The organism is Leptospira fletcheri (assembly GCF_004769195.1).
GTDB lineage: Bacteria > Spirochaetota > Leptospiria > Leptospirales > Leptospiraceae > Leptospira_B > Leptospira_B fletcheri.
Genome location: NZ_RQET01000004.1, coordinates 635,308 through 661,395 on the forward strand (window position 1 = coordinate 635,308; position 26,088 = coordinate 661,395).

The 26,088-nt window shown below is 46.4% G+C and carries 24 protein-coding genes; 15 read left to right on the plus strand and 9 right to left on the minus strand.

Annotated features, from left to right (window positions below):
* The first annotated feature begins 141 nt into the window (after window positions 1-141).
* Window positions 142-426 (plus strand): phasin-related domain-containing protein, encoded by a 285-nt coding sequence (locus tag EHO60_RS06310; protein WP_135767300.1) that lies wholly within the window; start codon window positions 142-144, stop codon window positions 424-426.
* 74 nt (window positions 427-500) lie between these two features.
* Here the strand turns inward: EHO60_RS06310 and EHO60_RS06315 are convergent, their stop codons facing one another.
* The 4 genes from EHO60_RS06315 to EHO60_RS06330 form a co-directional block, all read right to left on the minus strand.
* The gene (locus tag EHO60_RS06315; RefSeq protein WP_135767301.1) at window positions 501-1,223 is read right to left on the minus strand and encodes a hypothetical protein; all 723 of its coding nucleotides are present in this window, start codon (window positions 1,221-1,223) and stop codon (window positions 501-503) included.
* Between the two features lies 1 nt (window position 1,224).
* Entirely contained in the window at window positions 1,225-3,063 is a 1,839-nt protein-coding gene (locus EHO60_RS06320) for a CHAT domain-containing protein (RefSeq protein ID WP_135767302.1), read from the minus strand.
* A gap of 77 nt (window positions 3,064-3,140) precedes the next feature.
* Window positions 3,141-3,884 (minus strand): hypothetical protein, encoded by a 744-nt coding sequence (locus EHO60_RS06325; protein ID WP_135767303.1) that lies wholly within the window; start codon window positions 3,882-3,884, stop codon window positions 3,141-3,143.
* 39 nt (window positions 3,885-3,923) lie between these two features.
* Complete coding sequence (locus tag EHO60_RS06330) at window positions 3,924-4,829, minus strand: sigma-70 family RNA polymerase sigma factor (RefSeq protein ID WP_135767304.1); 906 nt, start codon at window positions 4,827-4,829, stop codon at window positions 3,924-3,926.
* Window positions 4,830-4,865: 36 nt separating this feature from the next.
* Between EHO60_RS06330 and EHO60_RS06335 the strand changes: the two genes are divergently transcribed.
* Window positions 4,866-5,771 carry a M23 family metallopeptidase gene (locus EHO60_RS06335; protein ID WP_167880160.1) on the plus strand — a complete coding sequence of 302 codons (906 nt, stop codon included), beginning with the start codon at window positions 4,866-4,868 and terminating at the stop codon, window positions 5,769-5,771.
* A 134-nt stretch (window positions 5,772-5,905) separates the two neighbouring features.
* Complete coding sequence (locus tag EHO60_RS06340) at window positions 5,906-6,454, plus strand: START domain-containing protein (protein WP_281283053.1); 549 nt, start codon at window positions 5,906-5,908, stop codon at window positions 6,452-6,454.
* Between the two features lie 23 nt (window positions 6,455-6,477).
* On the opposite strand, the gene dnaE is transcribed toward EHO60_RS06340, so the two are convergent.
* Entirely contained in the window at window positions 6,478-9,996 is a 3,519-nt protein-coding gene (dnaE, locus tag EHO60_RS06345) for a DNA polymerase III subunit alpha (RefSeq protein ID WP_210409341.1), read from the minus strand.
* 388 nt (window positions 9,997-10,384) lie between these two features.
* Here dnaE and EHO60_RS06350 point away from each other — a divergent pair, with 388 nt between their 5' ends.
* Complete coding sequence (locus tag EHO60_RS06350) at window positions 10,385-10,852, plus strand: GNAT family N-acetyltransferase (protein WP_135767307.1); 468 nt, start codon at window positions 10,385-10,387, stop codon at window positions 10,850-10,852.
* Between the two features lie 39 nt (window positions 10,853-10,891).
* Here EHO60_RS06350 and gatB read toward each other — a convergent pair whose 3' ends face one another.
* A complete protein-coding gene (gene gatB / locus EHO60_RS06355; RefSeq protein WP_135767308.1) occupies window positions 10,892-12,349 on the minus strand; it encodes an Asp-tRNA(Asn)/Glu-tRNA(Gln) amidotransferase subunit GatB in 1,458 nt (485 codons plus the stop codon).
* Between the two features lie 120 nt (window positions 12,350-12,469).
* On the opposite strand from gatB, the gene EHO60_RS06360 reads away from it, so the two are divergent.
* The 4 genes from EHO60_RS06360 to EHO60_RS06375 are packed head-to-tail and all read left to right on the plus strand — an operon-like array spanning window position 12,470 to window position 14,859.
* Window positions 12,470-13,225, plus strand: a complete 756-nt coding sequence (locus EHO60_RS06360) for a ParA family protein (RefSeq protein ID WP_135767309.1) — start codon at window positions 12,470-12,472, stop codon at window positions 13,223-13,225.
* Complete coding sequence (locus tag EHO60_RS06365; RefSeq protein ID WP_135767310.1) at window positions 13,188-13,874, plus strand: hypothetical protein; 687 nt, start codon at window positions 13,188-13,190, stop codon at window positions 13,872-13,874. Before EHO60_RS06360 ends, EHO60_RS06365 begins: the two co-directional genes overlap by 38 nt.
* On the plus strand, window positions 13,874-14,557 hold the full coding sequence (locus tag EHO60_RS06370) for a toxin-antitoxin system YwqK family antitoxin (RefSeq protein ID WP_135767311.1): 684 nt from the start codon (window positions 13,874-13,876) through the stop codon (window positions 14,555-14,557). Before EHO60_RS06365 ends, EHO60_RS06370 begins: the two co-directional genes overlap by 1 nt.
* A gap of 20 nt (window positions 14,558-14,577) precedes the next feature.
* A complete protein-coding gene (locus EHO60_RS06375) occupies window positions 14,578-14,859 on the plus strand; it encodes a hypothetical protein (protein ID WP_135767312.1) in 282 nt (93 codons plus the stop codon).
* Here the strand turns inward: EHO60_RS06375 and EHO60_RS06380 are convergent.
* Window positions 14,815-15,858 (minus strand): LIC_10230 family protein, encoded by a 1,044-nt coding sequence (locus EHO60_RS06380; RefSeq protein WP_135767313.1) that lies wholly within the window; start codon window positions 15,856-15,858, stop codon window positions 14,815-14,817. The genes EHO60_RS06375 and EHO60_RS06380 overlap by 45 nt on opposite strands.
* A gap of 27 nt (window positions 15,859-15,885) precedes the next feature.
* On the minus strand, window positions 15,886-16,890 hold the full coding sequence (locus EHO60_RS06385; RefSeq protein WP_135767314.1) for a hypothetical protein: 1,005 nt from the start codon (window positions 16,888-16,890) through the stop codon (window positions 15,886-15,888).
* A 134-nt stretch (window positions 16,891-17,024) separates the two neighbouring features.
* Between EHO60_RS06385 and EHO60_RS06390 the strand changes: the two genes are divergently transcribed.
* The 7 genes from EHO60_RS06390 (at window position 17,025) to mtaB (ending at window position 25,243) form a co-directional block, all read left to right on the plus strand.
* Window positions 17,025-18,407, plus strand: a complete 1,383-nt coding sequence (locus EHO60_RS06390; protein ID WP_135767315.1) for an ABC transporter permease — start codon at window positions 17,025-17,027, stop codon at window positions 18,405-18,407.
* Window position 18,408: 1 nt separating this feature from the next.
* A complete protein-coding gene (locus tag EHO60_RS06395; RefSeq protein WP_135767316.1) occupies window positions 18,409-19,101 on the plus strand; it encodes an ABC transporter ATP-binding protein in 693 nt (230 codons plus the stop codon).
* Window positions 19,102-19,117: 16 nt separating this feature from the next.
* Window positions 19,118-19,975 (plus strand): ATP--guanido phosphotransferase, encoded by an 858-nt coding sequence (locus EHO60_RS06400; protein ID WP_210409322.1) that lies wholly within the window; start codon window positions 19,118-19,120, stop codon window positions 19,973-19,975.
* Between the two features lie 98 nt (window positions 19,976-20,073).
* The gene (locus tag EHO60_RS06405) at window positions 20,074-22,614 is read left to right on the plus strand and encodes an ATP-dependent Clp protease ATP-binding subunit (protein ID WP_135767317.1); all 2,541 of its coding nucleotides are present in this window, start codon (window positions 20,074-20,076) and stop codon (window positions 22,612-22,614) included.
* Window positions 22,615-22,690: 76 nt separating this feature from the next.
* Complete coding sequence (locus EHO60_RS06410) at window positions 22,691-23,116, plus strand: hypothetical protein (RefSeq protein ID WP_135767318.1); 426 nt, start codon at window positions 22,691-22,693, stop codon at window positions 23,114-23,116.
* Window positions 23,117-23,151: 35 nt separating this feature from the next.
* Window positions 23,152-23,946, plus strand: a complete 795-nt coding sequence (locus EHO60_RS06415) for a tetratricopeptide repeat protein (protein ID WP_135767319.1) — start codon at window positions 23,152-23,154, stop codon at window positions 23,944-23,946.
* Entirely contained in the window at window positions 23,927-25,243 is a 1,317-nt protein-coding gene (gene mtaB, locus EHO60_RS06420) for a tRNA (N(6)-L-threonylcarbamoyladenosine(37)-C(2))-methylthiotransferase MtaB (RefSeq protein ID WP_135767320.1), read from the plus strand. Before EHO60_RS06415 ends, mtaB begins: the two co-directional genes overlap by 20 nt.
* 34 nt (window positions 25,244-25,277) lie before the next feature.
* Here mtaB and EHO60_RS06425 read toward each other — a convergent pair whose 3' ends face one another.
* The gene (locus EHO60_RS06425) at window positions 25,278-25,940 is read right to left on the minus strand and encodes a class I SAM-dependent methyltransferase (protein ID WP_135767321.1); all 663 of its coding nucleotides are present in this window, start codon (window positions 25,938-25,940) and stop codon (window positions 25,278-25,280) included.
* Window positions 25,941-26,088: the final 148 nt, after the last annotated feature.

Sequence of the window (26,088 nt, forward strand, 5' to 3'; positions counted from 1 at the left end):
TATGCGACGGGGAAACAGGCTTGACAATAAATTGTGCAGCGCATAAGTATTTGAATCCAGGACTTGCAGATTCCGGGTGCGGACCGTTCCGTACCTAAAAAAGAGAAAGATCCGAAGTCCGATTTGTAAAGGAATGCAACAATGGAAAAAGAAATTAAAGAAGCTCTCAATTTTGCAATAGGCGCGGCTAAGACGCTTCGGGAACAAGCGGACAGCATCCTTTTAAAAGTGGAAAAAGAATTCAAAGAACTCTCAGTGAAAGGGGCTCAGGACCAAGGGGAAGTGGCGGTCAATCTTCGGAAATACATCGAAGATGCATTACGTTCCGTAGAAGGACTGGCCGGACAAGTAAATCATAAAGTCGAAGAGGTCAAAAAGGCCGCGACGAAAAAAGGATCGAACGGCACAGGCGCAGGTCAGCAATAAACATTTTCATTGGAAGTCCTCCGGAAGGGGGGCTTTTCGGACCTTCTTTCCGGAGTTCCGCATCCACGCTAATATTAGGATAAAAAGAGATCCTCTTTGTCAGTTCCTAGCCAAACAGCGAGTCTTTCCTCAAAGGTGATCGGCGGAGGACTTTCCATTTCTAACTCGAAAGAAGTGTTCCAGATAGCAATTTCGTTCTGAAATTTCCGTTCGAGTAGATTCAGGATCCGGTGTCGCTCGGAAGTAAACCATTTCGATTCAGGAATTTGCTTTTCCCGTAGATAACCTTCGATCAGATCTATCGTTCTGTAATCGGAAGCGAGAGCCGAATAAGAAAAGGAATCGTCCGCGAGCTCGGAAAATATTTTCTCCCATTCCTCGACGTTGTTTCTCTCTTTGTTTCTGCAATCGTAGGCTTGGCAGATTGACGCACCGTAAAACGAATAATTCTGACTTCTTGCGTCTCCCGAATAAATCGGATGAATCATACATCCGATTCTTGCTTTCGCTTTTACAGGTTTGTTATCCGATTCGGAAAAATCCTCGGAGAGTTTTCCAAGGAAAGGGCAGTTATAGGTTAAAGGATCCTTTCTCGGGATTTCTTTTTCTTGTTCTTCCCTGCTTTTGCGAAATTCGGCCATCGTGTAAGGCCTTGCAAAGTCCACAGTTGCTTTGAATTCACGGGTTCTTTGGTCCAATAGTTCCAGAAGCCGATCGGGAGAAGCATCTAGATTAAAAAGGCCGCAGCAGGCTCCGCAGGAAAACGGAACTTTCGAGTCCGGTTGGCATAAGCCCAACTTAGATCCCGCCGTGCGGTAGATTTCCGTGGGAAACGGATTTGAATCCGGGGAATGCCAGCTCTAAAACCTTGGTCTCCGGGTTTTCGATGATATTGCAGGCTAGGGGAAAAATCTGAAGTCTCTCCTCGTGGAAAACGATGACCCTTCCCCGATATTTTTCGATCTGTTCTCCTACGAAATCCTGTTTGATCATAGGAGCGGCCACCAATGAGGATTCGGGCTTTAATCCGCGGAAGAAAAGGTGATTATTCGAATTTGTAGATACCAAAAAGACGCTGATTCTTTCGAGTTCCTCCAACTCCGTGAGAAGGTTTTCAAAATAATACTGAAAGGTAATCAGATAACCGTCGGCAGATTCGGGTTGGATCTGTCCTTTGGAATAAAATTCGATCCACTGGATCATTTTTTGGATCGTATCGCGGTTCGCAAAAAGGATTTCCGCAAGGCCCGTAACGACAGGAGTGATCTGCAATTTCCGGAAATCATGGAGGCATTGGAATATCAGGTCCCACCAACGTTCGATTCCGAAGGCGTCGTCCGGGTTGTTGGGGATGAATTTTCCGAGCGCATGGTTCTGGTGGTCGCTGAATAGGATTCCTCCCGTCACCTTGCTGAATTCCTCGAACGCCACGATCAGGTTTTCCATCAACTCATAGGAAGATAAGGACTCCGTCTTTTGTCTTTCGGTGAACGTATAGTAGGAGGAAGCTATCGGTGTAGGATAGAATTTGAAGATCAAGGACGGATTGACGATCTTATGCGCAGTACGTCCTTTCGTAGGATCGGAGGTGACGCGTATATTCGGCTGTCCATGAAGACTATAATTCGTCCAAGTTAGATCGCTTGAGTCGTAATTCCGTCGAGCTTGCTCTTTCGCTAGAAACAGGGACTCTCCAACGCTTTTGTCCGCGAATAGATTCGTATAAAATTGGATGGTAAAATCGATCGTATTCTGGTTATCCGCGATTTCCCAGTTGGTTCCGATAAAACTTTTGATGCCAGACATCAGAAAAGAGCCGGCGAAATTATTCATCAGATCCGAGTTCAGATTGCGAGTAGTGCTTTTATTGGATTGGCAGGAATTCGAAAAAACCATGTCCGTGTTGAAACCGGAGTTTTTGATCTCTCGGGCTTTCAAAATCTTTCCTTCAGAAATCAACCAACCGTTTTCGAGGGGATCATCCGAAAAATACAAATGACCGGAGTAGTGGATGATGTTTTTTCCTTTAATCAAGGAAAGAAGTTTCAGTTTTGTTACCTGTTTTCCCCCGATAAATTCTATTTCCAAGCGGGAAGAAGGAACTTTTTCGCTCAAAACTCTGAATAACTGCTCTCCTTCCTTCTGCGCCCATTCCAGATCTTCGGTAGGATCCGCGATGATCAGCATCCGCAGTTTTTCCTTTTCCTTAAAAGCGCCGCTATGTCCTTCGCCTCGAACGGTTTTCCCGATAAAGAATTTGTCAGATAAAAAACAGGTTCCGTCGTGAAGTAGTTCCCAAGGAATCACTCCCAATTTCGGATCTATATTGAAATGCAGGTATTTTTCCGTGGTTAACCGGAGTTTTTCCTGGATAGCGGCCGGAAAAAACTGATCGTAAAACGTTTCTCCCAGGATTTTCAGCTCATGGAGAATGTCCGTTTCCAGGGTAGGGTGACCGGAGGATTTTTGGTGGATCGCCACCGACACTCTGACTAAGTTTTCGATTTCCTTAATGTATTCGAGGATCAGATCCTCGTCCATTGTGGACTGCAAATGGGATTCGGACCCGCTCCCCGAACTGTCGAGTATGTTGAATACGTTGACTGCGCCGACTCTGTCTATGATAAGATTGAGCATAGGTTCCGGGAAGAGCGGACCGGTTTCTTCCCCAGGCGAGACATAAGCTCGGAGGGGAATTTGTTCGGAGGTCTCTTTTAATCTAGAAGAATAAAGAGGTCAATGGATTTCGACAAGTCTTTTCCCTGAAATTCCACGGTGTACTTGCCCTCTCTCAATCCGGCAAAGTTCGTAATGCCGTCCGAATTGAATTGGTTGGAAAGAATAAACCTTCCATCCTTAGAGAGATTCACTCTTTGGAAGTCTTCCGGTCTAGGACAGTCGATTTTGACGCTTAAGTAAGCTGTTTCTTCCGTTTCTTGAACGACCTGATAGGTAAATTTGCAATCATCCTCTACTTTCTCTTCGAAGACGATGAATTCTGAAGCGGCCGGCATCTTGGTCGTACTGGAACGCATTGCCGGAGCGTAGTCTACCCTAGTATTGATCTGCAGAGTTTGGATTAGGCTATCGAAGAGTTGAGCACCCGATTTTCCTAATTTTACCACGATGGATTCCCGGCTCTGTTCCTTACGGGATAATTCCATTTCTACATATCGTTTTAAATATTCGGGGAAAGCCTTGGCCTGCCAACCTTCCGTCAGTTCGGCTTTGCTAACATCTAGATCTTCCTGAAATGTACGATAAGCGTGGCTTCGACTAGCAGATTCAAAGTAAGATTCTTCTGCGGTTTTGATTCCCGCTTGAAGAGCTTCTTCCATTCGAATCAATTCGTTCTGTAACTCGGGACTTTTATCGATTCCGGAGATTACGGCTTCCTCTCCTTCAAAGAGAGATTTGTTTACTTCCGGTTCCGAGCCTGGTTCGCGTTTGGATTCCATTTGCGTGTGACGCTCCAATAAGGTTTAAGACGATTTCTTTTACTCGGACAATTCCGAAAATTTGAGTTTTTTTTGTATTTTTTCGATCAAACGCAACAAAGTAACGCTGACATTCCCTTCCGTGATCCCTAAAAGGTCCGCCACTTCTCGGTAAGGTGTTCTGGCTAAAAAATGACCTTTTTTGCGTTTTTCCAGGAGTTTTTTGCGTTGTTCGTATTTCTTTTTTAAGGCTTGGGAAGTCTTATCGATTTCTTGTGGAAGGATCGGCGCCTTCTTGATCGTAGCGTTCTGCTTTTCCTTCAGCTCTAAAATGTTCAGATATAAAGAAGTAATCTTATCTTCCATCCGAATGTTTTCTTCCTCTCTACGGGAAAGTTCCGTTCGGAGGGACATAATTTTTTGTTTCAGTTCCTCCGGAGAAAGTTTCGTTTTGGATCCTAAGAATTCTATCTCTTCCTCGTCCAAGTTCAGGTAATAGATATACGAAAGTTTGAATATTACGCGTTTCTCGATTCCGATTTCTCCCAATACCTGATGGAAGTGCCGGGTAAGTTCCTGCGCCTCTTCGATCAGGTCCGGTCGTTGGTCCGGTTCGTCTTCTATCGTAGCGTATTCTTTTCCTTCCTTATTGATCTTCCCCAAATTGGTCATTTTCAGCTCGCGTTTGGTCCTTTGCCAATCGATGAGCATGTTGCGAAGAACGGAATAAAACCATGTCCGAAAACTGGATTTCCCTTTGAAGCTGGAAAATCTTGCGCCGGTTTTAAGACGTTCGAAGGCGTATAGGAAGAAGTCCCCTGCGTCGTCTTCGCTCAAATGAAAGATTTTCATCGGAAAATTGTAGATGTCTTCCGAGTAGGCTTCAAAAAACAGTTTTAGCGCTTCCTCGTCCCCGTCTCCGCATCGGGTAACGATATCCAGGGTTTTATCCTTTGACAAATTCATTCTTAATGTAACCTTGCACCAGGGGGCCGACCCGGAATGAGAATCATCCCTACCATAGGTCTAATCTTGGCCGCGTTCCATCTAAGCACCTTTGCTGAAAACGATAAAGTAATAAATTTTCTATTCCCTGTGAAAACGGAGGGAATTGAAAACAAAGTCAGTTCGGTCTTCGGAGAATCTAGAGGGGACCATTTTCATAACGGGATGGATATTTCCTCTAATGGGGAGCCGGTTTTGGCGATGGGGGAAGGAAAAATCCTTTATTCGCGGTTCGGCGAGGATGATCCGTTCGAAGACGAATTCGGTACCGGAAATTCCATTTGGTTGGATCACGGAAAAGGAATATACACTGCCTATTATCACCTGAAAGGCGGCCGTATAAACGGATTTTTGGAGGATCGCATCCTCGGGGCCGGAGAAAAAATCGGAACAACGGGAAATACGGGGCATTCCAGCGGAGCTCACCTTCATTTTTTAGTCCTAAAGGATTACGGAAAAATCATTTTAGATCCGATGAAATTTCTTCCTCAGGTCGACGACGGTACGTCGCCTCAGATCGGAAACCTATTGGTTCACGTAGGGGAAAAATTCACGCAAATTAACGATGGGGAAAACATCAATATTTCCCAATCTTTTCCTGTAACCGTCGGTATTCAGGATTCAGGTATGAAACCCGGCCAGCGCAGGGGAGTTGCCCAGATCCAGACGTTTTTAAACGGGGAACCGTTAAAAAAGGCAGGTTTTTCCTTATTAAACTACGACCTAGGAGAATGGAGAAACCCGGAAGGATTCCGCTTTAGCGAGTTGTATTATCGGGACCAATATCTTCTCGGCAATTTGGATTTTCGGAACGGAGAGAATACCGTTCGGGTTTTGGCATGGGATTTTAAAGGAAACTTAAGCGAGAAGAGCTTTACCTTTTATGTGACGCGTATTAGATAATCCTTCTCCTTCGGTTTTTGGGCATGAGTAATTCGGCAAAACAACGACAGAATCTTTTCTTCGATAAGGGGTTTTTCTCCGTATTCCTATACGGAATTTCTACGGTTTCTTTCCTATTTTTTTCCCCGGAGATAATCGCGGGGGATTGGGTATATCTGAAGGAAGAAAACGGTGTGAAAATTTTTAAGAGAGCTACCGATTCCCGTTTTGACGCTTTTAAAGTCAGTACTCTAATTTCCCGTTCCTTACCCGAAGTTCGAAACGTTTTTTTGAACATTCCCGGCCATACGAATTGGATCGCGAATTGCAAAGAATCCCGTTTGCTAGGCGGAAAGGTTCCGGATAAATTCATTCATTATTATTTGATCGGAGCTCCTTGGCCGGTGAAAGACAGGGAAATGATTTTGGAAACGGAATCCTTTTTTGACACTCAGAAAAGACGCGTCAGTATTTTGACTCGGGCAGTAAACGATCCTAACGTTCCCGTGAAAAAGGACTCTTACAGAATCACTCGTTCCCATATACAGTGGACTTTAGAGGAAGTGTCGGATAATTCCACGTTAGTCACGTATGTCAACCAAACTGACCCGGGGGGAGACGTTCCCTCTTACTTATCCAATTGGTCTTCCGCCGGTGCACCGACGGAGACGATTCTGTCTTTAAAAAGACTTTTGGAAAAATGAACCCGGAGACCGGGATTCTCTCGTCACTTCTTAGTTACGACGGATTCTTTGGGAGAAAATGCGCGAATGTTTTCTCCGAAACTATAGTACACGGTTTCGTTTCCTAAAAGACTCACAAGCCGATTCATCAGTTCATCGTTCGGATGCACGGAATAATGATCGTGAGCCCGGATCACTTTTTTTTCCTCGCTTCCGGATACCAAATGAAAGTAGACGTGCGAGCTCCCTTGGTATGCGGCCAAAAGAGTGTGCAATTGTCCTATGATATCGGGCATTTTTCTATGCCTGTCTTCCAAACGGATATGAAGGGCTTTCTCCATCTTGTCTTCGATAGTGGCTTGGTTCAGGATTTCAAAACTATTTACCTTGATCTGGCCGCGTAACTCCGATTCTCCGGCTTCGATCCGGTCCAGGTCTCCTTTGATGAAAACGGCCTCGTCTTCCCGGATCAAGTCCTTAAACTTCTGGTACACCTTCGGAAAGGCGACGCACTCTATCTCTCCTGTCCGGTCTTCCAGTTTAAAGTTCACGAATTCTTCTTTCTTTTTGGTGAACTTGATCTTCAAAGACGTCAGAATTCCCGCGATTTCCACCTTTGCTCCGGCTCTGGTATCATCCATCTTTTCGATCGGAATGCTGTTCAAGCTCCTCAAGTGTCCTTCGTACTTGTCGAGAGGGTGGCCGGAGAGAAACAGTCCTGTGACGAATTTCTCGCGGCGCAATTTTTCTTCCGACTCCCATTCCTCCGCTTCCTTGGGTAACTTGAGTTCATAGGATAAAGTGGATTCCCCGAAAAGAGAAAACTGCCCTTCTGCGGAACGTTCCTGTTCTTTTTGCGCGAAGGAAACCAGGCTGTCCATGGATTCGAAGAGGCATTTTCTGCTGTAGCCGAAGGAATCCATGGCGCCACCTTGGACTAGCGCTTCCAATATTTTCTTATTCAGGATACGTGTATCTACGCCTAGTATGAAATCCTTAACGTCCCTGAACCCTCCGATCTGCTTGCGAACTTGGATGATATTCTGGGCGGCGCCTTCTCCTACACCTTTCATCGCCGAAATTCCGAAACGGATCGTATGTTCGTCGATTACGGAAAAAGATACGTCTGACTCATTTAAATCCGGAGTCAAAACTCGGATCCCCATCTCTCGGGCGTTATTGATGTATTTTACGATATCGGTGGTCTTGGAATGATCTCCCGCGAGCAAAGCGGCCATATATTCCGTAGGAAAATTCGCCTTCATGTAGGCGGTCTGGTATGTGACTAGAGCGTAGGCGACGGAGTGGGATTTGTTGAATCCGTATCCTCCGAATTTCTCCAATTGGTCGAATAGGTCTTCGGAGAATTTTTTGCCGTGTCCTTTTGCTTGGGCGCCTTCGACGAACTTAACGCGCAACGGGTCCATGAGTTCTTTCTTTTTCTTCGCCATGGCCTTGCGTAACATGTCCGACTCGCCCATGGTAAAACCGCCGACGATGCGGGAAATACTCATCACTTGCTCTTGGTAAACGGTTAATCCGAACGTTTCCTTCAAAATGGATTCGCAGGATTCGTGCGGATAAGAAACCGGTTTTCTGCCGCTTTTTCTTTCTAAGTATTCCTCCAACATCCCGGACTCCATCGGACCGGGACGGTAGAGCGCGATTAAAGCTACGATTTCGTCGAAATTGGAAACCTGGCTTCTGGCTACTAGATCCGTGATACCGGTGGATTCCAACTGAAAGATGCCTAACGTGTTGGCCTTTCTGAGTAACGCATACGTATTGGTGTTATCTAGAGGAATCTTATCCAGCTCGAGTTCTATCCCTCTTCTTTCCTTAACCAATCGAACCGCATAATTCAGCGTGGTTAAGTTCTTTAGGCCCAGAATATCCATCTTGATCAGGCCGACAGCTTCGAGGTTGTTCTTTTCGTACTGGGTGACGATCGAACGGACTCCGGGTCTTTCTTTTTCGGCAACGGTAGAGAGCGGAACTACTTCATCCAAAGGATAGGGAGAAATTACGACTCCTGCCGCGTGCCTTCCCGGTTGTCGGTAATTTCCTTCCAGTCGTTTTGCGATGGAAAAAATCTTTTTGTGCAGCTCGTCTTTTTGGCTGGCCTGTTTGAGATCCGAAGAAATCTCTATCGCTTCGTCCAACGTGATCCCGGGCTTGGACGGACAATAACTGGTCAAGCGGTTGGCTTCGTCGAAAGGAAGGTTCATTACTCTTCCCACGTCTTTTAAGGCCGCTTTCGCAGCCAAGGATCCGAACGTAATAATCTGTCCGACTCTGTCTTCTCCGTACTTGTGCCGGATATAATTGATCACTTCTTCCCGTCTTTCCACACAGAAGTCGGTGTCGATATCCGGCATATCCTTTCTGTCAGGATTGAGAAATCTCTCGAAGAGAAGATTGAATCTAAGAGGTTCCACATTCGTGATCCCCAACGCGTAAGCTACGATGGAACCTGCCGCGGAACCTCGTCCCGGTCCGACAGGAATTCCGCTTCTTTTTGCGAAGTTGATATAATCCTGGACGATCAAAAAGTAGCCGGCAAAGCGCATGTTCTTGATCGTTTCGAGCTCGAAATTCGTTCTTTCTCGGATTTCTGGGCTAACTTCGGAATAGCGTTCGCGGATTCCGTCCCATACTAGTTTTTCCATGAACGAATATTCGTCGTAACTTTCCGGAACGGGGAATTCGGGCAAAAGATAGTTCCCGAATTTGAGTTTAAGGTCTATCTTATCCCGGATTTCGAGAGTGGAATAGTACGCCTGCGGAAGTTCGGGAAAGAGTTGCTTCATCTCGGCAGGACTCTTAACGTAAAAGTGTTGGTTGAATCCGAACTCCATTTCGTCTTCGATCGTTTTGCGCATTCCGATCCTAAGCAAAATATCTTGAGCTTCCTTATCGTCCTTACGAAGGAAATGCGAGTCGTTGGTTACGACTAGTTTAATGCCGGTTCTTTGGGAAAAATCATACGCGCCTTTGGCGACGATTTCCTGCTCCGGAATTCCGTGATTCTGGATCTCCAGATAAAAATCTTCCTTTTTGAAGATTTCATTCAGCTTTCCCGCTAATTGGAGGGACTCGGGAATTTTTCCTTCCAGAATTTTTCGATTCACTTCGCCTGCAAGGCAGGCGGTCAGACATACCAATCCCTCGCTATGTCTGTCCAGGAGATCGTAATCGATCCTGGCTTTTTTATAAAAGCCTTCCGTATACGATTTGCTTGCGAGCTTGATTAAGTTTTTATAACCTATTTCGTTCTTGGCTAGAAGAATCAAATGATAGGCGTTTCCGTCGGCGATTCGTACTTCCTCCACTTCCGCTTTGCGGTTCGGAGAAACATAAAATTCGCATCCGATGATCGGTTTTACTCCGTTCTTTGTCGCCTCATTGTAGAATTCTATCGCTCCGAACATGTTTCCGTGATCCGTCATGGCGACGGAACTCATTCCGAGCTCTTTCACGTGTTTCATTAGCTCTTTGATCCGGATCGCTCCGTCGAGCATGGAATAGGTCGTGTGTAAGTGGAGGTGGGCGAAGTCTTCCATTCCAAGGGACATAATAGAAAGTCGGCTCCTGATTCGTCAAGTCCAGACGGTCCCGATCTTTCAAAGGCCTGAAAAACGAATCCTATCTTTATTAGACCTTTTTCGGAAAAAACGCTTTTCCTGAAAATCGTACCTCCACACCGAGAAAATTCCCGGATTTTTATCGGAGAAAAATCGGGACGGGGTAGAATATTTTACCTCAAAGCGGGGCCGATTCGAATTCGGATTTTTTGTCGGCTTGCGGCTTTGCAATTGTCAAATTAGCGACGCGGGTAGAATGCAAGCGATTCGGAGATTCCTGAACGTTTTTCCTGCGGACTTCCGCAAACCGAGAAAGCTTCGGTGCGAATCTGTTTTAAAATAAATTATATATATGAGAAAACTCTAAATGTCAAAGCTGGAAATTACTCTGAGGATTGCGAGTCGTTCGGATTTGGAGGAACTGATCGAACTGTTCGATCTATACAGAAAGCATTACGGTCTAAAATCCGATGACGCGGCTACGAAGAGATTTTTGGAGGATCGTCTTCTTCATAAGGATTCCATATTGATCGTTGCCGAGGACACGGACACGATTCTAGGCTTCGCCCAACTTTATCCCACGTATTCTTCGCTATTCCTCAAAAAGGATTACATATTGAACGATCTATATGTTCGCGAAGGGGCAAGAAAGAAAGGTGTGGGAAAAAAGTTGCTGGAAGAAGCCGGAGCCGTGGTTCGAAAATTCGGAGGAAAGGGCATGAGCCTGGAGACCCTACCCGATAATCGTGCAGCGAGAAAGCTGTTCGAAAGTTTCGGGTTTCGTATCCATGAGGAATTTTTGCACTATTACTGGTCCGTGCCATCGGAGAAATAACCGAATTTTCTCCGATCCGCGAAGTATCGACCGTGAAGTTCAACCTTTGGGTGGAAGCGGTCCGAGCTTGTCTAGTAGCATCTGATTTACTAAATTCGGATCGGCTTTTCCTTTGGAGACCTTCATCACATAACCTACGATCGCTCCCAAGGCCCGATCTTTTCCGGATTTGTATTTTTGTACGGCGTCCTCGTTTGCCGCGATCGCCTCGTCCACGATCCGCTCGATTTCTTTATCGTCGCGCACTACGATGAGGTTTTTTTCGGTTACGATATCTTCGGGATCCTTGTCGTCAAAAACCATCTCCTCAAAGACCGTTTTGCCGATTTTTCCGGAAATTTTTCCTTCCGAGATCATCTTTACTAGTTGGCCGATTCTTTTGGGTCCTACGGAAAATTCCGAAATTGTAATATTTTCCTTGTTTACGATTCCTAAAACCTCGTCCTTCACCCAGTTCGAAGTACGTTTTGCATCGCCGGAAACCTGCAGAGCCTCTTCGTAGTAATCTGCGATTTCCCTTTCGGCGGTCAAAACTTCGGCGTCGTATTTGGGTAGTCCCAACTTTTCGATGAATCGATTGCGTCTAGAGTCCGGTAGTTCGGGAAGGGATTTTCGGATCCGTTCCACCGTTTCCATTGACAAAACGACCGAGGGCAAATCGGGATCCGGGAAATATCTGTAGTCGTGACTCATTTCCTTCGTTCTCATTGTCACGGTCACATTGGCTGCGGAATCCCAGAGTTTGGTTTGCTGTTGGAAAGTTTTTCCCTGCGAGAGCATTTCGGACTGCCATTCCACCTCGTAGTCGATGGCTGCTTTTACCGCTTTGAATGAATTCAGGTTTTTGATTTCCACCCGAGTTCCGAATTTGTCCGAGCCTTTCGGACGGATGGAAACGTTGGCGTCGCAGCGTAACGAACCTTCCTCCATATTGCAGTCGGAAACCCGGATATAACGCAGGACTGATTTTAAGGCCAGAAGATAATAGTAGGCTTCATCCGAAGATCTCAATTCCGGCTCGGAGACGATTTCTATCAACGGAGTCCCTGCGCGATTCAAATCCACGTAGGAAAAGGGAATATTCGGATCAGCGGAGTGTATTAATTTACCCGCGTCCTCTTCGATATGGATTCTAGTTAGTCTTACGAATTTGGGGGATTCTTCTCCTTTTACCGTAAAAGAAACTCCTCCTCCGAGACAGATAGGCCGGTCAAATTGGGAAATCTGGTATCCTTTCGGAAGATCGGGATAAAAATAATTCTTACGATCGAATTTCGTGTGCAGCGTAATTTCCGATCCGAACGCGAGCCCGGCCATGATCGCCTTATTGAGAGCCTCTTCGTTTAAAACCGGCAAAGAACCCGGAAGGCCTAGACAAACAGTGGATACCTGCGAGTTCGGGGGAGCACCGAACTTCGTAGAGCTCGTGGAAAAAACCTTGGATTCCGTGTTCAATTGCGCATGGACTTCCAAACCGATCACTACTTCGTATTGCACTTGGCCTCTCCTTTTTTAGCGACTGTCGGGCTAAACGGGTTTTTTTCCTTGTCCCCGGTTTCTCGAGGACGTATGGAGTTATTCTGAGAATAGGATTCGAGCAGGCAACGGATTTTTTTGATGAAGCAAGTGCTTTGTGTGGCAAATCAGAAGGGAGGTGTAGGAAAGACTACAACCGCAGTTCATTTAGCCGCAGGCTTGGCTTTTAAAGGAGATAGGGTTCTCCTTTTGGATCTGGATGCGCAGAACAATGCAAGTTCCGTCTTTCCCGAAGTAGCGAACGAAGCCGGCCGGGACGTGTTTTCCATTTTTAGCGAAGGCGCCTCCGCAAAGGAAGTCCTCCGGCAGACTCGAATTCCGAAACTGAGTCTACTTCCTTCCTCTCCGAAATTGGCCCAGGTGGACGTTTTGCTTTCAGGTAAATTGGATGGTTTCTTTGCGCTCAAAGAAGGATTGGAGAAAAGTACGGAGGATTTCGATTGGGTCGTCATCGATTGTCCGCCTAGTCTTTCTTTAATTACCATGAATGCATTCGTCGCGGCGAACGGACTGATCGTGCCTCTTCAGGTATCTAAATTTTCATTGGACGGAATAGAAGCGATTTTGGAAGCCAAGGCTGCAACCGTAAAAAGGTACAATCCGGGGCTGAAAATTTTAGGGGCTCTTTTGACATTGTACCAGGCTAGGACTACGATGTCCCAGACAGTCGTACCTATGATCGCGGAACACCTTAGGCTATTCGATGCCAGAATTCCTCCGTCCGTAGCGGTGGAAGAAGCTCATCTTTTGAATCGGACCTTGTACGAATACCAACCAAAAAATAAAGCGTCCAAGGAATATGTCCGATTTACGGACGAGGTTTATTCGCTTGGGTAAGAAATCGGATTCCAAAAAAGAACTGTTGCGTAAGGCAGCCGGAGACGCTGTACGTAAAACTTTGGGAGGGGAACAACCTCCGGAGAATACGGAATCCGAACGAAAGCCCGAATCGATTGCACCGCCGCAATTCGGGGAGAAATACGACGGGGAAAAACAATTGCCCAAAAAAGACCGCTTCGGGATAAACAACAGTATGAGGATCGACGAATACATGCAGGCCCCGTCCTCGACGATAAACGGGAATAAAAAATGGTTTAGGATTTTCGGGGTCGTATTGGTCGCGCTTTTGATTTGGTGGATTTGGCCGGCTAAACACGAAATCTATATGGACGTGGATAAGATGACTCCCGAAAAAGTATCCGGTATGAGTGCGGAAAAGGAATATCACTTCGCCCACGGACAGGATTTTTTCATCTATTACAAGAGGGGAGGATGGTTTTCCCCTAAGAAAATAAAATTAACGATTTATAAACTAGATGATAACCGCGCGGAAGTCAGCGTTCAGGAAAAGGAATTGAAGAAGAGAATCGAAAAATTCCAGACCTACTACGATGATTCTTTTTTTGACGAAGAAGGCTCTTACGAAGCCGAAGTCAAAAACGAAGACGAGGAAATTCTCGTCGTTAAAAAATTCACGATCGATTGATGAATCGCTTTCTGTTATTTGTGATTGTAGGCCTGATCGTATTCGGCTGCAACGTGACCGAACGTCCTGCGGGAATTCCTAAGGAAGCGAAATACGATAAGTCTAGGAACGTATATTATCTCGACGAGCCCGGCAGGCAGAGATTATATTACGAAAATGGAAGATTGTATTCCGACTGCGGAGCGGACGAAAAGAACCTCTCTCACGGCCTTTGTCGGACCTTTGCGCGTACGGAAGATAGGGTCGTTTCCGAAGGAAAATACGAACACGGCGCAAAAGTCGGAGATTGGATCTGGTACTTCCCCGATGGAAAAACCTACGTCGTCCAGAAATACGGAACTAGACCCAAAAGACCGGAATCGATCTGGCTCGGAGAGGAAGGAAACGAAGAAGGACCTTATAAAAGATTCTACCAGGACGGATCGATCGAGATCCAAGGATTCTATAAGGACGGGCAAAAATCCGAATTCTGGCAAAAATACTTTCGCGACGGCGAGTTGGAATATTCCGGATATTATTCCAAAGGAAAAAAGGTCAGAACCTGGTTTTATTATTTTCCGAATCGCTCGAAGGAAGCGGTCGAGGTTTTCGATAACGACGGCAATTTTCTTTCTCGAACTTTGTATGCACCTGACGGTAGGGAAATCTGCGAAGTGACTCCGAAAGGCGCTTCCTGCGGCTGAATCCTTTTTAGAATCGTATTATGGAACGAAAGTCTCCACCTTGGGAAAATCGGGCCGTATGGTGTTTCTTTTTTTTAACCGTCTATTTAAGTTTTTATCTTACTTTTACGCATAGGGGAAGCGAGGCATTGCTGATCGCCCTTTTGCTCGTTCATATCGGAAATTATTTTGCTTTTAGAGGAAGCGTAAATGCGAAGCGGTTTGTCCCGTTATGCGCGTTACATCTTTTATCCATTTATCTTTCCGGAAAAAATACCTTAGAGATTTTGGCCGCCGTCGATCGCTGGAAACAGGTTTTCTAACACGTTTATATTCACTATCAAAAGGGAAAAAATGAAAACGATGAAAATGATCACTAGCGTAAAACCGACGACTCCGAAAAGAATATTTCTGACGAAACGCATCTGAAGATAACTCAAGCCTAGCGCCAGGTTTTGGAACTTCCCTAATTCCGAACTCCTACCTAAGCGTAGATAATTCCGAACATAAAACCCGCACAGCACCAAAAGCGAGATCAGCATCAGAATTCCGAATTGGTTCGTGTAGTTTTTCTGAAGCATAAAAAGGGGAATATAGACCAGATTCCCGACCAGAGCTCCGAGAAAGATGATACTCAAGAAATGAAGGACGGATAAAAAGATGGTCTCGCTTTCCGCCTTGCTTCCCGTCCTGAATTCGGCCTCTTCTTCCTTGAGATTTCGGAGGGAAGAAAAACGGTCCGCTTCCGTGTCGTCGAAGATATGCCTAACTGATACGGTCATATATGCTAAAAAGACGATCCAGCCTAGGGCCAAAAGTACGGTAGGAAATCCCCAAAAATTCGCTCCCGAAGTCCTGACCGCCGCACCGAGTAACGTGGGCAAAATGGAAACGGAATAGACTATTCCAAAAACGTAAAGTATCCGATTTAGGAAAGAGTAAAAGAAGGCCCTATAGTATAAGGAAAGAAAACAGGCCACCGACAGAAATCCAAGGAAGAAATAAAAGAAAATCTGGATCCTCAAACCGAGTAGGATCCGACCCATTCTATCGATCGTATCTTCCGGTTGGGAGTCTGCAGGAACTCCGTTGTCGCTCAATTCGGCAAGGATCTTTTGGGTCAGGAGCATTTGCGAAATCGTGCCGCCCTGAAAATAAAACCCGGACATCGGTTCTCTGCCGCTTCCGTCCAACATGGACTCCATCGTTGTAGTATCGTTCGCATCCAGAAAAGTGGGCTGGAGGAAAAGTTGGAATAAGCAAACGACGAGAAGGACGAAGGGAATGACGTAGGCTACGTGTAATTTAGAGATTTTCTTCATTGAGCAGGTTCGTGTAGTAAAAGGAATCTAGAATAAAAATACAAAGACCGCCACCATGCCGATGCCGACGATTCCTAACGCGATAAGGACCGTTAGGAGTAGGCTCGATTCTCCAGCTTCGGTGCTCGACGCGGAATGCTGGGAGATTGCGCTTCCCTTTGAAGGACCTTTTTCTCCGGTATACGGGCGAACTTTAATCGTGTTCTCTTCTTCGTAGACCTTTCCGAATATGTCGGCCCCGATTCGAATTACGGTCTCGCTTTCCGTGCCTTTATTCTCGGTAGCGACGATCGTGGCCGGGACGGGTCGAATCGATCCGTCTTCGGTTTTGAGTTTCATCGTATCTATGACACCGAGGGTAGTCGGATCTCCTGCAAGCAACTGGACTAGGATCTGGTCTCCCGGTTTCAATTGGTTTACGGGGATTCCGGAAACGGGGGAAAGGATGAATTTGAATTGGACGCGAACGGCATTCTGCGGAATGGAAGAATCTATCGTTAGAGCCGCCGGGGATGGCGTCGCAGAGGATTCTTCCATGGAAGGAGGTCCTTCTTCTCCTGCCGAGCCAATGTTTTCCAAAGGTTCGCGACTTACGCTAATTTCGTCCGCCTTTTCCCGGTCCATCAAGGAATACCAGACCTGAATGTCCGGTTTTACGTTTCCGAGAGCCTGGTTCTCCACTTGGGTAATCAAATATCGGATTTTCTCGTCTTCTTTCTTATTGATGTAATGAAGCAATTGCTCCATGAAATCGTCCGATTGTCCGGAATTTTGGAAAAGTTCGCTCAGCTTATTGGTTAAATTTTTGAGCTGGCGACCTTCATATTTGATTTTTTGGCAGATATTCGAAACGTCCTTGAAAGTGGCCCCGGACAACTGGATATTGATCAGCTCTCCGTTTCCGACGGCGACAACATCCAATTGCTCTATATGTGAGGTAACCGGATCCACAATCCCGCCAAAGAGTACGTATAACGAGGACGCGCTATCCCGGGATTGAAAGAGGAAAGAATAAACTTGGTTGGAAGCCATAAACCTTTCGAATGAAATCGAACTCTTTCCGATTACCGAGAGGGAGTCGACTTTATTTTGACATCCTGCTTCGAAATCGTAGAATTGTCAAACTAAGCAATTCCATCGACATCGGTAATTTTACTCTCTTTAAAATGAATTTTCTTTTCTCACGAACCCCGCTTGCACTTTTACTTACCTCTCGATACATTCGAGGCTCCAGAGCGGCCGGATTATTGTCTCTGAAATCCAGAATCTCTTTCGTAGTCATGGCCGTCGGAGTCTCGTTGTTAATCGTAGTACTCTCGATTTTCAACGGATTCCAGAGACAGGTAAAGGAATCCCTATGGCAGGGCGGATCCCATATTACGATCGAAAGTAATTCCGGGGCCGGAGAAATCTCGGATTACGACAAAGTGATTGCTTGGATCCAAAAAACTCCGGAATTGAAACAAAGAATCATTTCGGTGGAAGGAGGCATACAAAGCCACGGTTTGATCCAAAATTACAATACTTTTTATCCTGTGATCATTCGTGCCGTTCCCGTTTCCAACGTTGAGGATCTTTTGCATACCCGACTGCCTAATTTTCCGAGGGTGGTCCATTATAATCGGGACGAATTGGCCAAGATAGATAAGGAAAATTATATCGTCATCGGAAAGGAAATGGAAGGGCTGTACAATTTTTCCCTCGGCAGACAACTTACCCTCGCCGTTCCCGGCGGACGATTCTCTCTGGGAAAGGGAGTAGAAGTGAGCGTCGAGAATTTCCGTGTTTCCGGTTTCTTCAAGACAGGAAACTACCAGTTCGATTCCCGCTACGTTTATATGTCGCTTCCGACCGCGCAGAAATTCTTTAAGCTGCGCAATTCCGTGAACCAGATTACGGTAAAAGTAAAAACCTTGGATGACCTCGGATACTGCAAACGAAAGTTACTCCGACTGTTTTCCGAACCCGATTTTGAGCGGGAGGTCGAAGTCGCCTCTTCTTTGTCGGTAAGAACGATCGCGGAGGAACAAGAGAATTTTTTGGCGGCGTTGAGATTGGAAAAAACGATCATTTCGATCATCGTATTTCTGTTTATCCTTCTCGCCGCACTCGGGATGGTCGCTTCCGTCTATTCTTTGGTTCGCGCAAAACGGAAGTCCATCGGCGTATTGAAGGCCTTGGGACTCCCTTCTTCGGACATTCTGATGATCTTCACGTTAAACGCGATGCTGGTCGGAATCCTTGCTTCTTTGATCGGCGGAGTCACCGGAATCTTTTTAGCGAATTCCCTCGAAAACATTATCAACGGAATCGAGGAAGTGATGAATATGCTCGGGCCGGACATATCGGTTCTCCTCGGAATGGAATGGACTCCCGTGGAATTGGTTCCGAAAAGAATCTACTATTTCGATAAGATTCCGGTCGATATAGATATCGCGTTTATCTTTATGGTTACGACCGCTGCTACGATTTTATCCGGGATCGCCGGATATTTTCCCGCACGTTGGGCCGCGAGTTTGAATCCAGTCGATACGATAAGGAACGACTAACGTGAGTCTGATAAAAATCCGGGATCTGGTCAAAACCTATCATGTGCTGGAAAAGGAATTCAAAATCCTGGACCGGCTGGATATGGATATGGAAGACGGAGAGATCTTTTCCATCGAAGGCAAGTCCGGAATCGGAAAATCCACGCTATTGAATCTATTGGGCGCCATGGACGGATTCGATTCCGGAGAAGTCGAGGTCTGCGGAGTTTCACTGGGAAAATTGGATGAAAAAGGAAAAGAGGCGTTTCGTGCCGAAAAGATCGCGTTCATTTTCCAACACCACCTTCTCCTTCCGGATTTTTCGGCCCTGGAAAACGTTTCCATCCCCTTATTGATCCGGGGGGCTTCTCCGGGCAAAGCGAGAGAAGAGGCAATGGGGATGTTGGACAAAGTCGGACTTAAGGATCGCTATGAAAGTTTTCCTTCCCAGTTGTCCGGCGGAGAGAGCGCACGTGTCGGAGTGGCTCGCGCCTTAGTGGCCGGAAAGCGCCTGATTTTGGCGGATGAGCCTACTGGAAATCTGGACCGGGAAAATTCCAGGAACCTGATGGGACTGATACAGGATCTGCAAAAAGACTTGGGTTTCGGATTGATTCTTGTAACCCATGACATGGAACTTGCAGCCTTGGCCCATAGGCGTAACCAGATCTACCAAGGAAAATTGCGCCCGCTTCCGGTTTCCCAGCCGGGTTAAAATCGGTGAATCGGTCATGGAATCCTGCGTTTATTGCGGAATTTCCGCATCCGATTGGAAAAAAAAGGGACGGGTCGGTTGTTCTAACTGTGTAGAGCTTTTTCGGGAAGAATACCTTCGGTTCATTCCTCGAACACCCGAAAGAATCTGGGAACCTCCCACTGATTTTCCGATGCATACGGAATGGAAGGAATTCCAATCTCTCGTTCAGGTGGACCGATGGAAAAAAATCGATTCTTATTCCCTACCTTTTTCCTATAGGTACAGAGTGGCTCGGAATCCGAAGGGTTCCATATACCCCGTTCGGACTACAAAACTGCCGGAACGTTTTTTTCTAGATTGGTTTTCGGGAAAAATAGATCTTTCGGAGGATGCGGTCCCTTCTCTCTCGGAAACGGAAGAGAAAAAAAGAAGGTTTCCTTCCGAAAAAGAAACGAGGTTTTCTTGGAAAGGAGGGACTCTATTTACGGGAGATGAGGATCATTTCCGATGGGAATACGTGACGGACAGTCTTGTTAATCTCTCGGAGACTTTAGATTCTTCCTTTATCGAGAAATTTTGGGACAAGGAAAGATTCGATTATAAAAAAGGGATCGGATTTTTGACTTCCTGCCCCACTAATTCGGGAGAAGGCGATAAATTTTCCGTAGCGATTCCGGATTCGTATACGGAATCGGGGATTTTGGAAGGATTCCGTCTACCGACGGACTGGGGATTTTATCGGGAAGAAGGACAAGGCAGACTGATTTTTTTCCGAAAAAATTTCGGACGAAACGGAAAAAATTCCTTTTTCAATTTAGTTTCCTATTTAGCCTTACTAGTAATACTCGGAAAAGAAGTGGGAAAAGCCTCTTCAACTCGGTTTCCCTTTTAAAAGATCCATCCGATATGTTTCTTATGGGATGTACTTCCCGTAGGAAATTTGATGCGAAACCAGTCTAATCGATAGAACCCTCCGGGAAGGCCGCAATTATGTTAGAGTTTACAAAAAGAGCCAAACGAGTAATCAACGAGATCGCCCAAGACGAAGCGAAACGTCTCGGCAGCGAATTTATCGGTCCCGAGCATATCCTCTTAGGTTTGCTCAAGGAAGAAGATTCGGTAGCGATCAAGATCCTAAATAACCTGAATATCAACCTGAACGAACTCAGGAAGGAAGTCGAAAGACGAACCAGAGAAAGTTCCGCCACTCTTTTGATGGATATGGCGCAAGGGCAGGACAGATACCAAAAGATCATCGAACTTTCCAAAGAGGAAGCGAAACGTCTCAAGCACAATTATGTCGGGACGGAACATATCCTTTTGGCTTTATTGAGGGATAATAACAATATAGCAGGCGGCGCGCTTTACTCTTTCAGCGTGAATTATAACGTTATTAAGGGAGAAATTCTCAGACTATTGGGCGCTCCGCCTACGAGTACGGTCGGGGTTTCCAGCCAGCCTACGGCCCAGCCGGGAACTCCCCGTGCGGAAAAGACCAAAACCCCGATTTTGGACGAGTTCGCACGGGATTTAACCCAGTTGGCTCGGGATAAAAAATTGGATCCGGTGGTTGGAAGATCCAACGAGATCCAGAGGGTGATCCAGATTCTTTCCAGAAAAACCAAAAACAATCCTGTTTTGGTCGGCGAGTCCGGAGTAGGAAAGACCGCGATCGTAGAAGGTCTTGCTCTGGCGATCGTGGAGAAAAACGTACCGGATCTACTTTTCGAAAAACGGGTTCTATCCTTGGATTTGGCCAGCTTGATCGCAGGTACGAAATACCGCGGGGAATTCGAAGAAAGATTGAAGAAGATCATGAAGGAGATATCGTCCTCCAATAACATCATCATCTTTATAGACGAGTTGCATACCTTGATCGGAGCAGGCGCTGCGGAAGGCGCTGTGGACGCAGCGAATATTCTGAAACCCGCGTTGGCCCGCGGAGAGCTGCAATGTATCGGCGCGACCACTAGCACGGAATATCGGAAATACATCGAACGGGATTCCGCTTTAGAAAGACGTTTCCAAGTCGTAAAAGTAGCGGAACCTTCCGTGGACGACGCGATTCTGATTCTGACCGGACTGAAGAAAGCCTATGAGGCACATCATAAGGTTCGCTATTCGGATCGTGCATTGGAGCAGTCCGTAAAACTGTCGCATCGTTATATCAACGACCGGTATCTTCCCGATAAGGCGATCGATATCATCGACGAAGCAGGTGCAAAAGCTCGTCTCGCGAATTGCGCTAGACCCCAGGCGATCAAGGACTTGGAAGAAGAGATCAAATCCCTTTCCCAAAAGAAAGAGGATCTAGTACGAGCCCAGGAATATGAAAAGGCAGCCGGTGTACGGGACGAAGTGAACCGTAAGAAACAGCTGTTAGAGGAAAAGATCCGTGCTTGGCAAGAGAAGATGGACGACTTTGCGGTCTCCATCGACGAAGACGATATTCTTTCCGTCGTTTCCCAATGGACCGGCATTCCTCTCCAAAGAATGGAAGAGAGCGAATCCGAAAGGCTATTGCGCCTTGAGGACGAGTTAAAACTTAGAGTCGTAGGGCAGGAAGACGCGATCGAAAAGATCGCCAAAGCAGTCCGGCGAGCTCGTACGGGATTCAAGGCGGAAAGACGTCCGACAGGATCCTTCATCTTTCTAGGTCCGACGGGCGTGGGAAAAACCGAGTTGGCGAAAGCTTTGGCGGAGTTCCTGTTCGGGGACCAAGACGCGATGCTTCGCGTGGACATGTCGGAATACATGGAACCTCATGCGGTCAGCCGCTTGATCGGTGCGCCTCCGGGATACGTAGGCTATGATGACGGCGGTCAGTTGACCGAGTTCGTGCGCAAAAAACCGTATTCGATCATTCTTTTGGATGAGATTGAAAAAGCTCATCATGATATTTTCAACATCCTTCTGCAGGTGATGGAGGAGGGAAACCTTACCGACACCAAAGGAAGAAAGGTGAATTTCAGGGATACGATCATCATCATGACTTCCAACATCGGGGCGAAGGAGATTTCCAGCAGCGTAAGGCTCGGATTCGAAGATCGTTCCGGCGAGGAGGACAAATACAAGTCCGACCAAGCCAGAGAGCAGCTTAAGAAACATTTCAACCCCGAGTTCCTCAACCGTGTGGATGAAGTGGTTTATTTCAGACCGCTCAAGAAAGAAGATATCATGAAAATCATCGATATCATGGTTCGGGATACGAATAAGCGCCTGCTGGATAAGAAGATCAAGATCGACCTTAGCCAGGAAGCCAAAGACCATTTTATGGACGTTGGATACGATGAGAAATTCGGAGCTCGTCCTTTGCGTCGCGTCTTCCAAAGAGATTTGGAAGACTATATGGCCGTCCAAACTCTGAAAGGTTCGTACAAGGAACCGACCAAGATCGCGGTTTCGTTCAAAGACGGAAAATTGGACTTCGTGGAGGAACTTTGGACCGACTACAAACCGTCGGACCAAGGTCCGGGCGGGGGAAGTTCTCCGAGTAACCCCGAAAGATCGGAAGAACCTGCCTTAGTTTAAACTGGCAAATCGGTACGGTCGTTCTGAAAGAACGGCCGTATTGACGGGGAAGGACTATAAGGACAGAGGGAAACTTATGCCGTACCTGATCCCAGTCATCTTCGTGATTTCCTATCTCTTGGTTCGTAAGGTTTGGTTTCATCTTCGCAAGATCAGAACGGTAGCCGGAATCGAAAAAATTTCCCTCTGCGTTTTTCAGCCGGATTTATTTCTTCCCGAGGTACGAGTACTTTACAAATACTACTTTCAGGGCGGGGTCTATTATGGATCCGGTTATATGCTCCTGACCGATTTTCTCGATAACGAAGAATACGAGTTATATCGGAACTCGGATGGCCTGCCGGTTTTGGAAAGCGGAGAAATCGAGATCGCTTCCGAGGAAAGGATCGAGCATTTTCTGATCACCAGATACCCGAGTATTATCGTTTTCATCGATCCGGTGGAACCTTTTCATTCGCTGATCGACTGTTTAAACGCCAAGTCTACGGGAGTTCCCACCTAAGGATAGATTCCGGTTCGGAAGAAAGAGAGATAGAGATGGTTAAACAAAAAAGAATCACCGTCCTTTTATGCGCCTTGTTGCTGAATTTTTTCGGCGGAAACGCGATTGCACAGGAGCAGCCGGATTATCGAACTGCTTTGGCCGAGTTTCAGAAAGGAAACACTGAAAAGGCCCTGGAGATCATACGGACTCTGCACGAACAGGGAAAACGCAGTTATGAAACGCATTATCTTGCTGCCTTCTGTCATTATAAAGCCGGAAGAATGAAATCCGCGGGAACCCATTGGTCCGAGGCTTTAAAATTGAAGCCCGGAGATCCTGTCGTGAGTGCGGATTTTACCAGATACCTTTTGCAAGTCGGTAGAAACGACGACGCTCTGGAGATCATCACTAAATCCTACGAAACGGATCCCAAGAATCGGGAAGTACGTCTCTTATATGCAACCGCATTACTGTACAACGGAAAGGCGAGAGACGCACTGTATGTTATCGAAAAATTAAAGGCCGAGGATTCCAACGATTACCGGCCTTTGGTTTTGGAAGCCCAAGTTTATTATTATTTAGGGAGCGCCGAAAAAGCGGAAGTCAGCCTGAAATGGGCGCAGTCTCTCGTCCCGAACAACGCAAATGTTTTGAACAACCTGGCCTTGGTCTATGAAAAGGGAGGCAACCAGGAAGCCAAACGGGGAAACGTGAAGAAGGCGTTGGACCAGTTTAAAAGTGCGAGAGAGCAGATCGATGCCGCTCTCAAAATAAAACCGGAAGACGAAAAATTCAAAGGAAACCTCCAGAGAATCGAGGCCAGAATCCATGCCCTTACCCAAGGATGATAAAAAAGTCCTTTTCCACACTTTAGGTTGTCGCCTGAATTTTTTCGAATCCGACGGATTGTTTTCCGCCTTAAACAAACACGGATACAGAGTTGCCCAAGAAAGCGAGATTCCTGACGTCGTAGTTGTCAATACCTGCACTGTCACTAACAAGGCGGATTCCAGAAACAGAAACGTGATCCGAAATGCGGTAAAAAGATATCCAGGAGCTCGCGTATGGGTGACCGGCTGCTATGCGGAGACGGACCGTATGTCCTTGGAAGCGATTCCGGGAATAGCAGGGGTGGTGGGAAACGGGGAAAAATCCCTTCTTCCTTCCATGATCTTGGAAAAAGAAGGGGGGATCTCCTTCGAATCCGATACGATTGCGGATCGCTTTTCCTATTCCGACGTCCTTCCGAATGGGCATACGAGAGCCTATCTGAAAATTCAGGATGGCTGCGATAGAAAATGTTCCTACTGCAAAATTCCTCAAGCGAGGGGAAAAGGGGTGAGTCGAGATTGGAAGGATGTGATCGACCAGGTTTCCTTTTTACAGGATAGCGGCGTAGGCGAAATCATGCTTACGGGAGTAAACCTAGGCTGGTACAGGGATAGCGAAGGAAAAAAAGCGTTTCCGAAATTGCTCGAAGGGATTCTGAATAAGCTGGAATATTCCCGTCTTCGCCTTTCTTCCATAGAACCTCCCGATGTAGGAACCGAGTTGGTGGAATTTTTGACGCATCCTAGATTCTGCTCTTTCCTACACGTACCTTTGCAAAGCGGCAGCCGGGAAATTCTGAGAAGAATGAAGAGAAGTTATAATCCGACGACGTTCCGCAAACGGATAGAATTGGCAAAATCGAAAGTACCGGATCTCTTTTTAGGAACGGACGTAATCGTGGGCTTTCCCGGAGAATCGGAATCGGATTTCGAAGATTCTAAGAACCTTCTTTCTGAATTAGGTTTCGCTAAAATTCATGCCTTCCCTTTCTCCGTTAGACGCAATACGGCAGCGGAGGAATTTCCCGAGACCGTTTCCAAGGAGCAAAAGAAGGAAAGGGTTCACGAGTTGATGAAACTATCCCGGAGTTTGCATTCGGACTATGCGCGTTCACAATCCGGGAACAGAAGAGAGGCGATCCTCGAAAAGGACGGCGTGGCTGTCACGGACAATTATTTAAAAGTAATCTTGCCCGAGAGAGAATTGCGTGCACTCAGTCCGGGGCAATTCTTGACCGTACAAATCGGTGAATACCTTCCCGACCCTGAAAAAGAGGGAAAAATATCCGGGCAAATTTTAGCCGCGGTCGGCTAAAAGCGCCGGAATTCGCGGGGCTAAAAAAGGATCTTTAAGAGCGGATCAGCTCTTCAGAATAGGTTTCTTCCTCTTTGAGATCGTAATAGCCGTACTCGAAATCGGCGCCAGCTTGGATTTCCAAACCGTATACGTTCTCGCCGATCCGAACCGTCTTAACGACTTCCAGACGATACTGTTCCGCCAAAAATCTCATTTTGTCCAAAGAGATTTTATCGTTGATTTTCGGACCTAGAGGAAATTCGTTTTTTACCCAGTCGAGCACGATCAGTTTGCCGCCTTTCTTCATGGATCGGATCAATCCGTCCATCGCTTGGCCGGGATCCGGAAATGTGGACAGGACCAAAGAGGCAAATACAACTTCCGGAACCGGAATCCATTCAGGAAGAAGAGGACGATCCGCCTTCTCCATGTAAAATGGCGTGAATCTTTTGATATCCTCCTGGTTTTTTCTATGCAGCACCTCGTCCAGTAAATCTTGATTGCATTCCGCGCCCCAAACCCAACCTTCTTTGTGGATGGATTTCAATAAATGGTCGGTCCAGAAACCCAAACCCATCCCGAAATCCACCACGTTCACAACGTCTTTCATCGGAAAATGTTTAAATACGAGTTCCGGCGGGGTGATCTCTCTTCTCTTGCTTGAAAGAAGAAAATTCTGATACTCGGGGTCATAGTAATATTCCAGGTCGCTCATTCAGTTCTCGGAGTATTTATTATGTCTTATCTAGTTCCCGGCCACCGATATGTCGCCGATATTTTTATTTTCCGTCGATTCGGAAAAAAACCGAAGTAAAAAAACAGTTTCCCGGTTCCGATACCTATATACGGAACCTTATTTCTAA

Coding starts and splice junctions, on each gene's coding strand:
- EHO60_RS06310 (WP_135767300.1), top strand. CDS start 142: ATGGAAAAAGAAATTAAAGAAGCTCTCAATTTTGCAATAGGCGCGGCT.
- EHO60_RS06320 (WP_135767302.1), bottom strand. CDS start 3,063: ATGCTCAATCTTATCATAGACAGAGTCGGCGCAGTCAACGTATTCAAC.
- EHO60_RS06325 (WP_135767303.1), bottom strand. CDS start 3,884: ATGGAATCCAAACGCGAACCAGGCTCGGAACCGGAAGTAAACAAATCT.
- EHO60_RS06330 (WP_135767304.1), bottom strand. CDS start 4,829: ATGAATTTGTCAAAGGATAAAACCCTGGATATCGTTACCCGATGCGGA.
- EHO60_RS06335 (WP_167880160.1), top strand. CDS start 4,866: ATGAGAATCATCCCTACCATAGGTCTAATCTTGGCCGCGTTCCATCTA.
- dnaE (WP_210409341.1), bottom strand. CDS start 9,996: ATGGAAGACTTCGCCCACCTCCACTTACACACGACCTATTCCATGCTC.
- EHO60_RS06350 (WP_135767307.1), top strand. CDS start 10,385: ATGTCAAAGCTGGAAATTACTCTGAGGATTGCGAGTCGTTCGGATTTG.
- EHO60_RS06360 (WP_135767309.1), top strand. CDS start 12,470: ATGAAGCAAGTGCTTTGTGTGGCAAATCAGAAGGGAGGTGTAGGAAAG.
- EHO60_RS06365 (WP_135767310.1), top strand. CDS start 13,188: ATGTCCGATTTACGGACGAGGTTTATTCGCTTGGGTAAGAAATCGGAT.
- EHO60_RS06370 (WP_135767311.1), top strand. CDS start 13,874: ATGAATCGCTTTCTGTTATTTGTGATTGTAGGCCTGATCGTATTCGGC.
- EHO60_RS06375 (WP_135767312.1), top strand. CDS start 14,578: ATGGAACGAAAGTCTCCACCTTGGGAAAATCGGGCCGTATGGTGTTTC.
- EHO60_RS06380 (WP_135767313.1), bottom strand. CDS start 15,858: ATGAAGAAAATCTCTAAATTACACGTAGCCTACGTCATTCCCTTCGTC.
- EHO60_RS06385 (WP_135767314.1), bottom strand. CDS start 16,890: ATGGCTTCCAACCAAGTTTATTCTTTCCTCTTTCAATCCCGGGATAGC.
- EHO60_RS06390 (WP_135767315.1), top strand. CDS start 17,025: ATGAATTTTCTTTTCTCACGAACCCCGCTTGCACTTTTACTTACCTCT.
- EHO60_RS06400 (WP_210409322.1), top strand. CDS start 19,118: ATGGAATCCTGCGTTTATTGCGGAATTTCCGCATCCGATTGGAAAAAA.
- EHO60_RS06405 (WP_135767317.1), top strand. CDS start 20,074: ATGTTAGAGTTTACAAAAAGAGCCAAACGAGTAATCAACGAGATCGCC.
- EHO60_RS06410 (WP_135767318.1), top strand. CDS start 22,691: ATGCCGTACCTGATCCCAGTCATCTTCGTGATTTCCTATCTCTTGGTT.
- EHO60_RS06415 (WP_135767319.1), top strand. CDS start 23,152: ATGGTTAAACAAAAAAGAATCACCGTCCTTTTATGCGCCTTGTTGCTG.
- mtaB (WP_135767320.1), top strand. CDS start 23,927: ATGCCCTTACCCAAGGATGATAAAAAAGTCCTTTTCCACACTTTAGGT.
- EHO60_RS06425 (WP_135767321.1), bottom strand. CDS start 25,940: ATGAGCGACCTGGAATATTACTATGACCCCGAGTATCAGAATTTTCTT.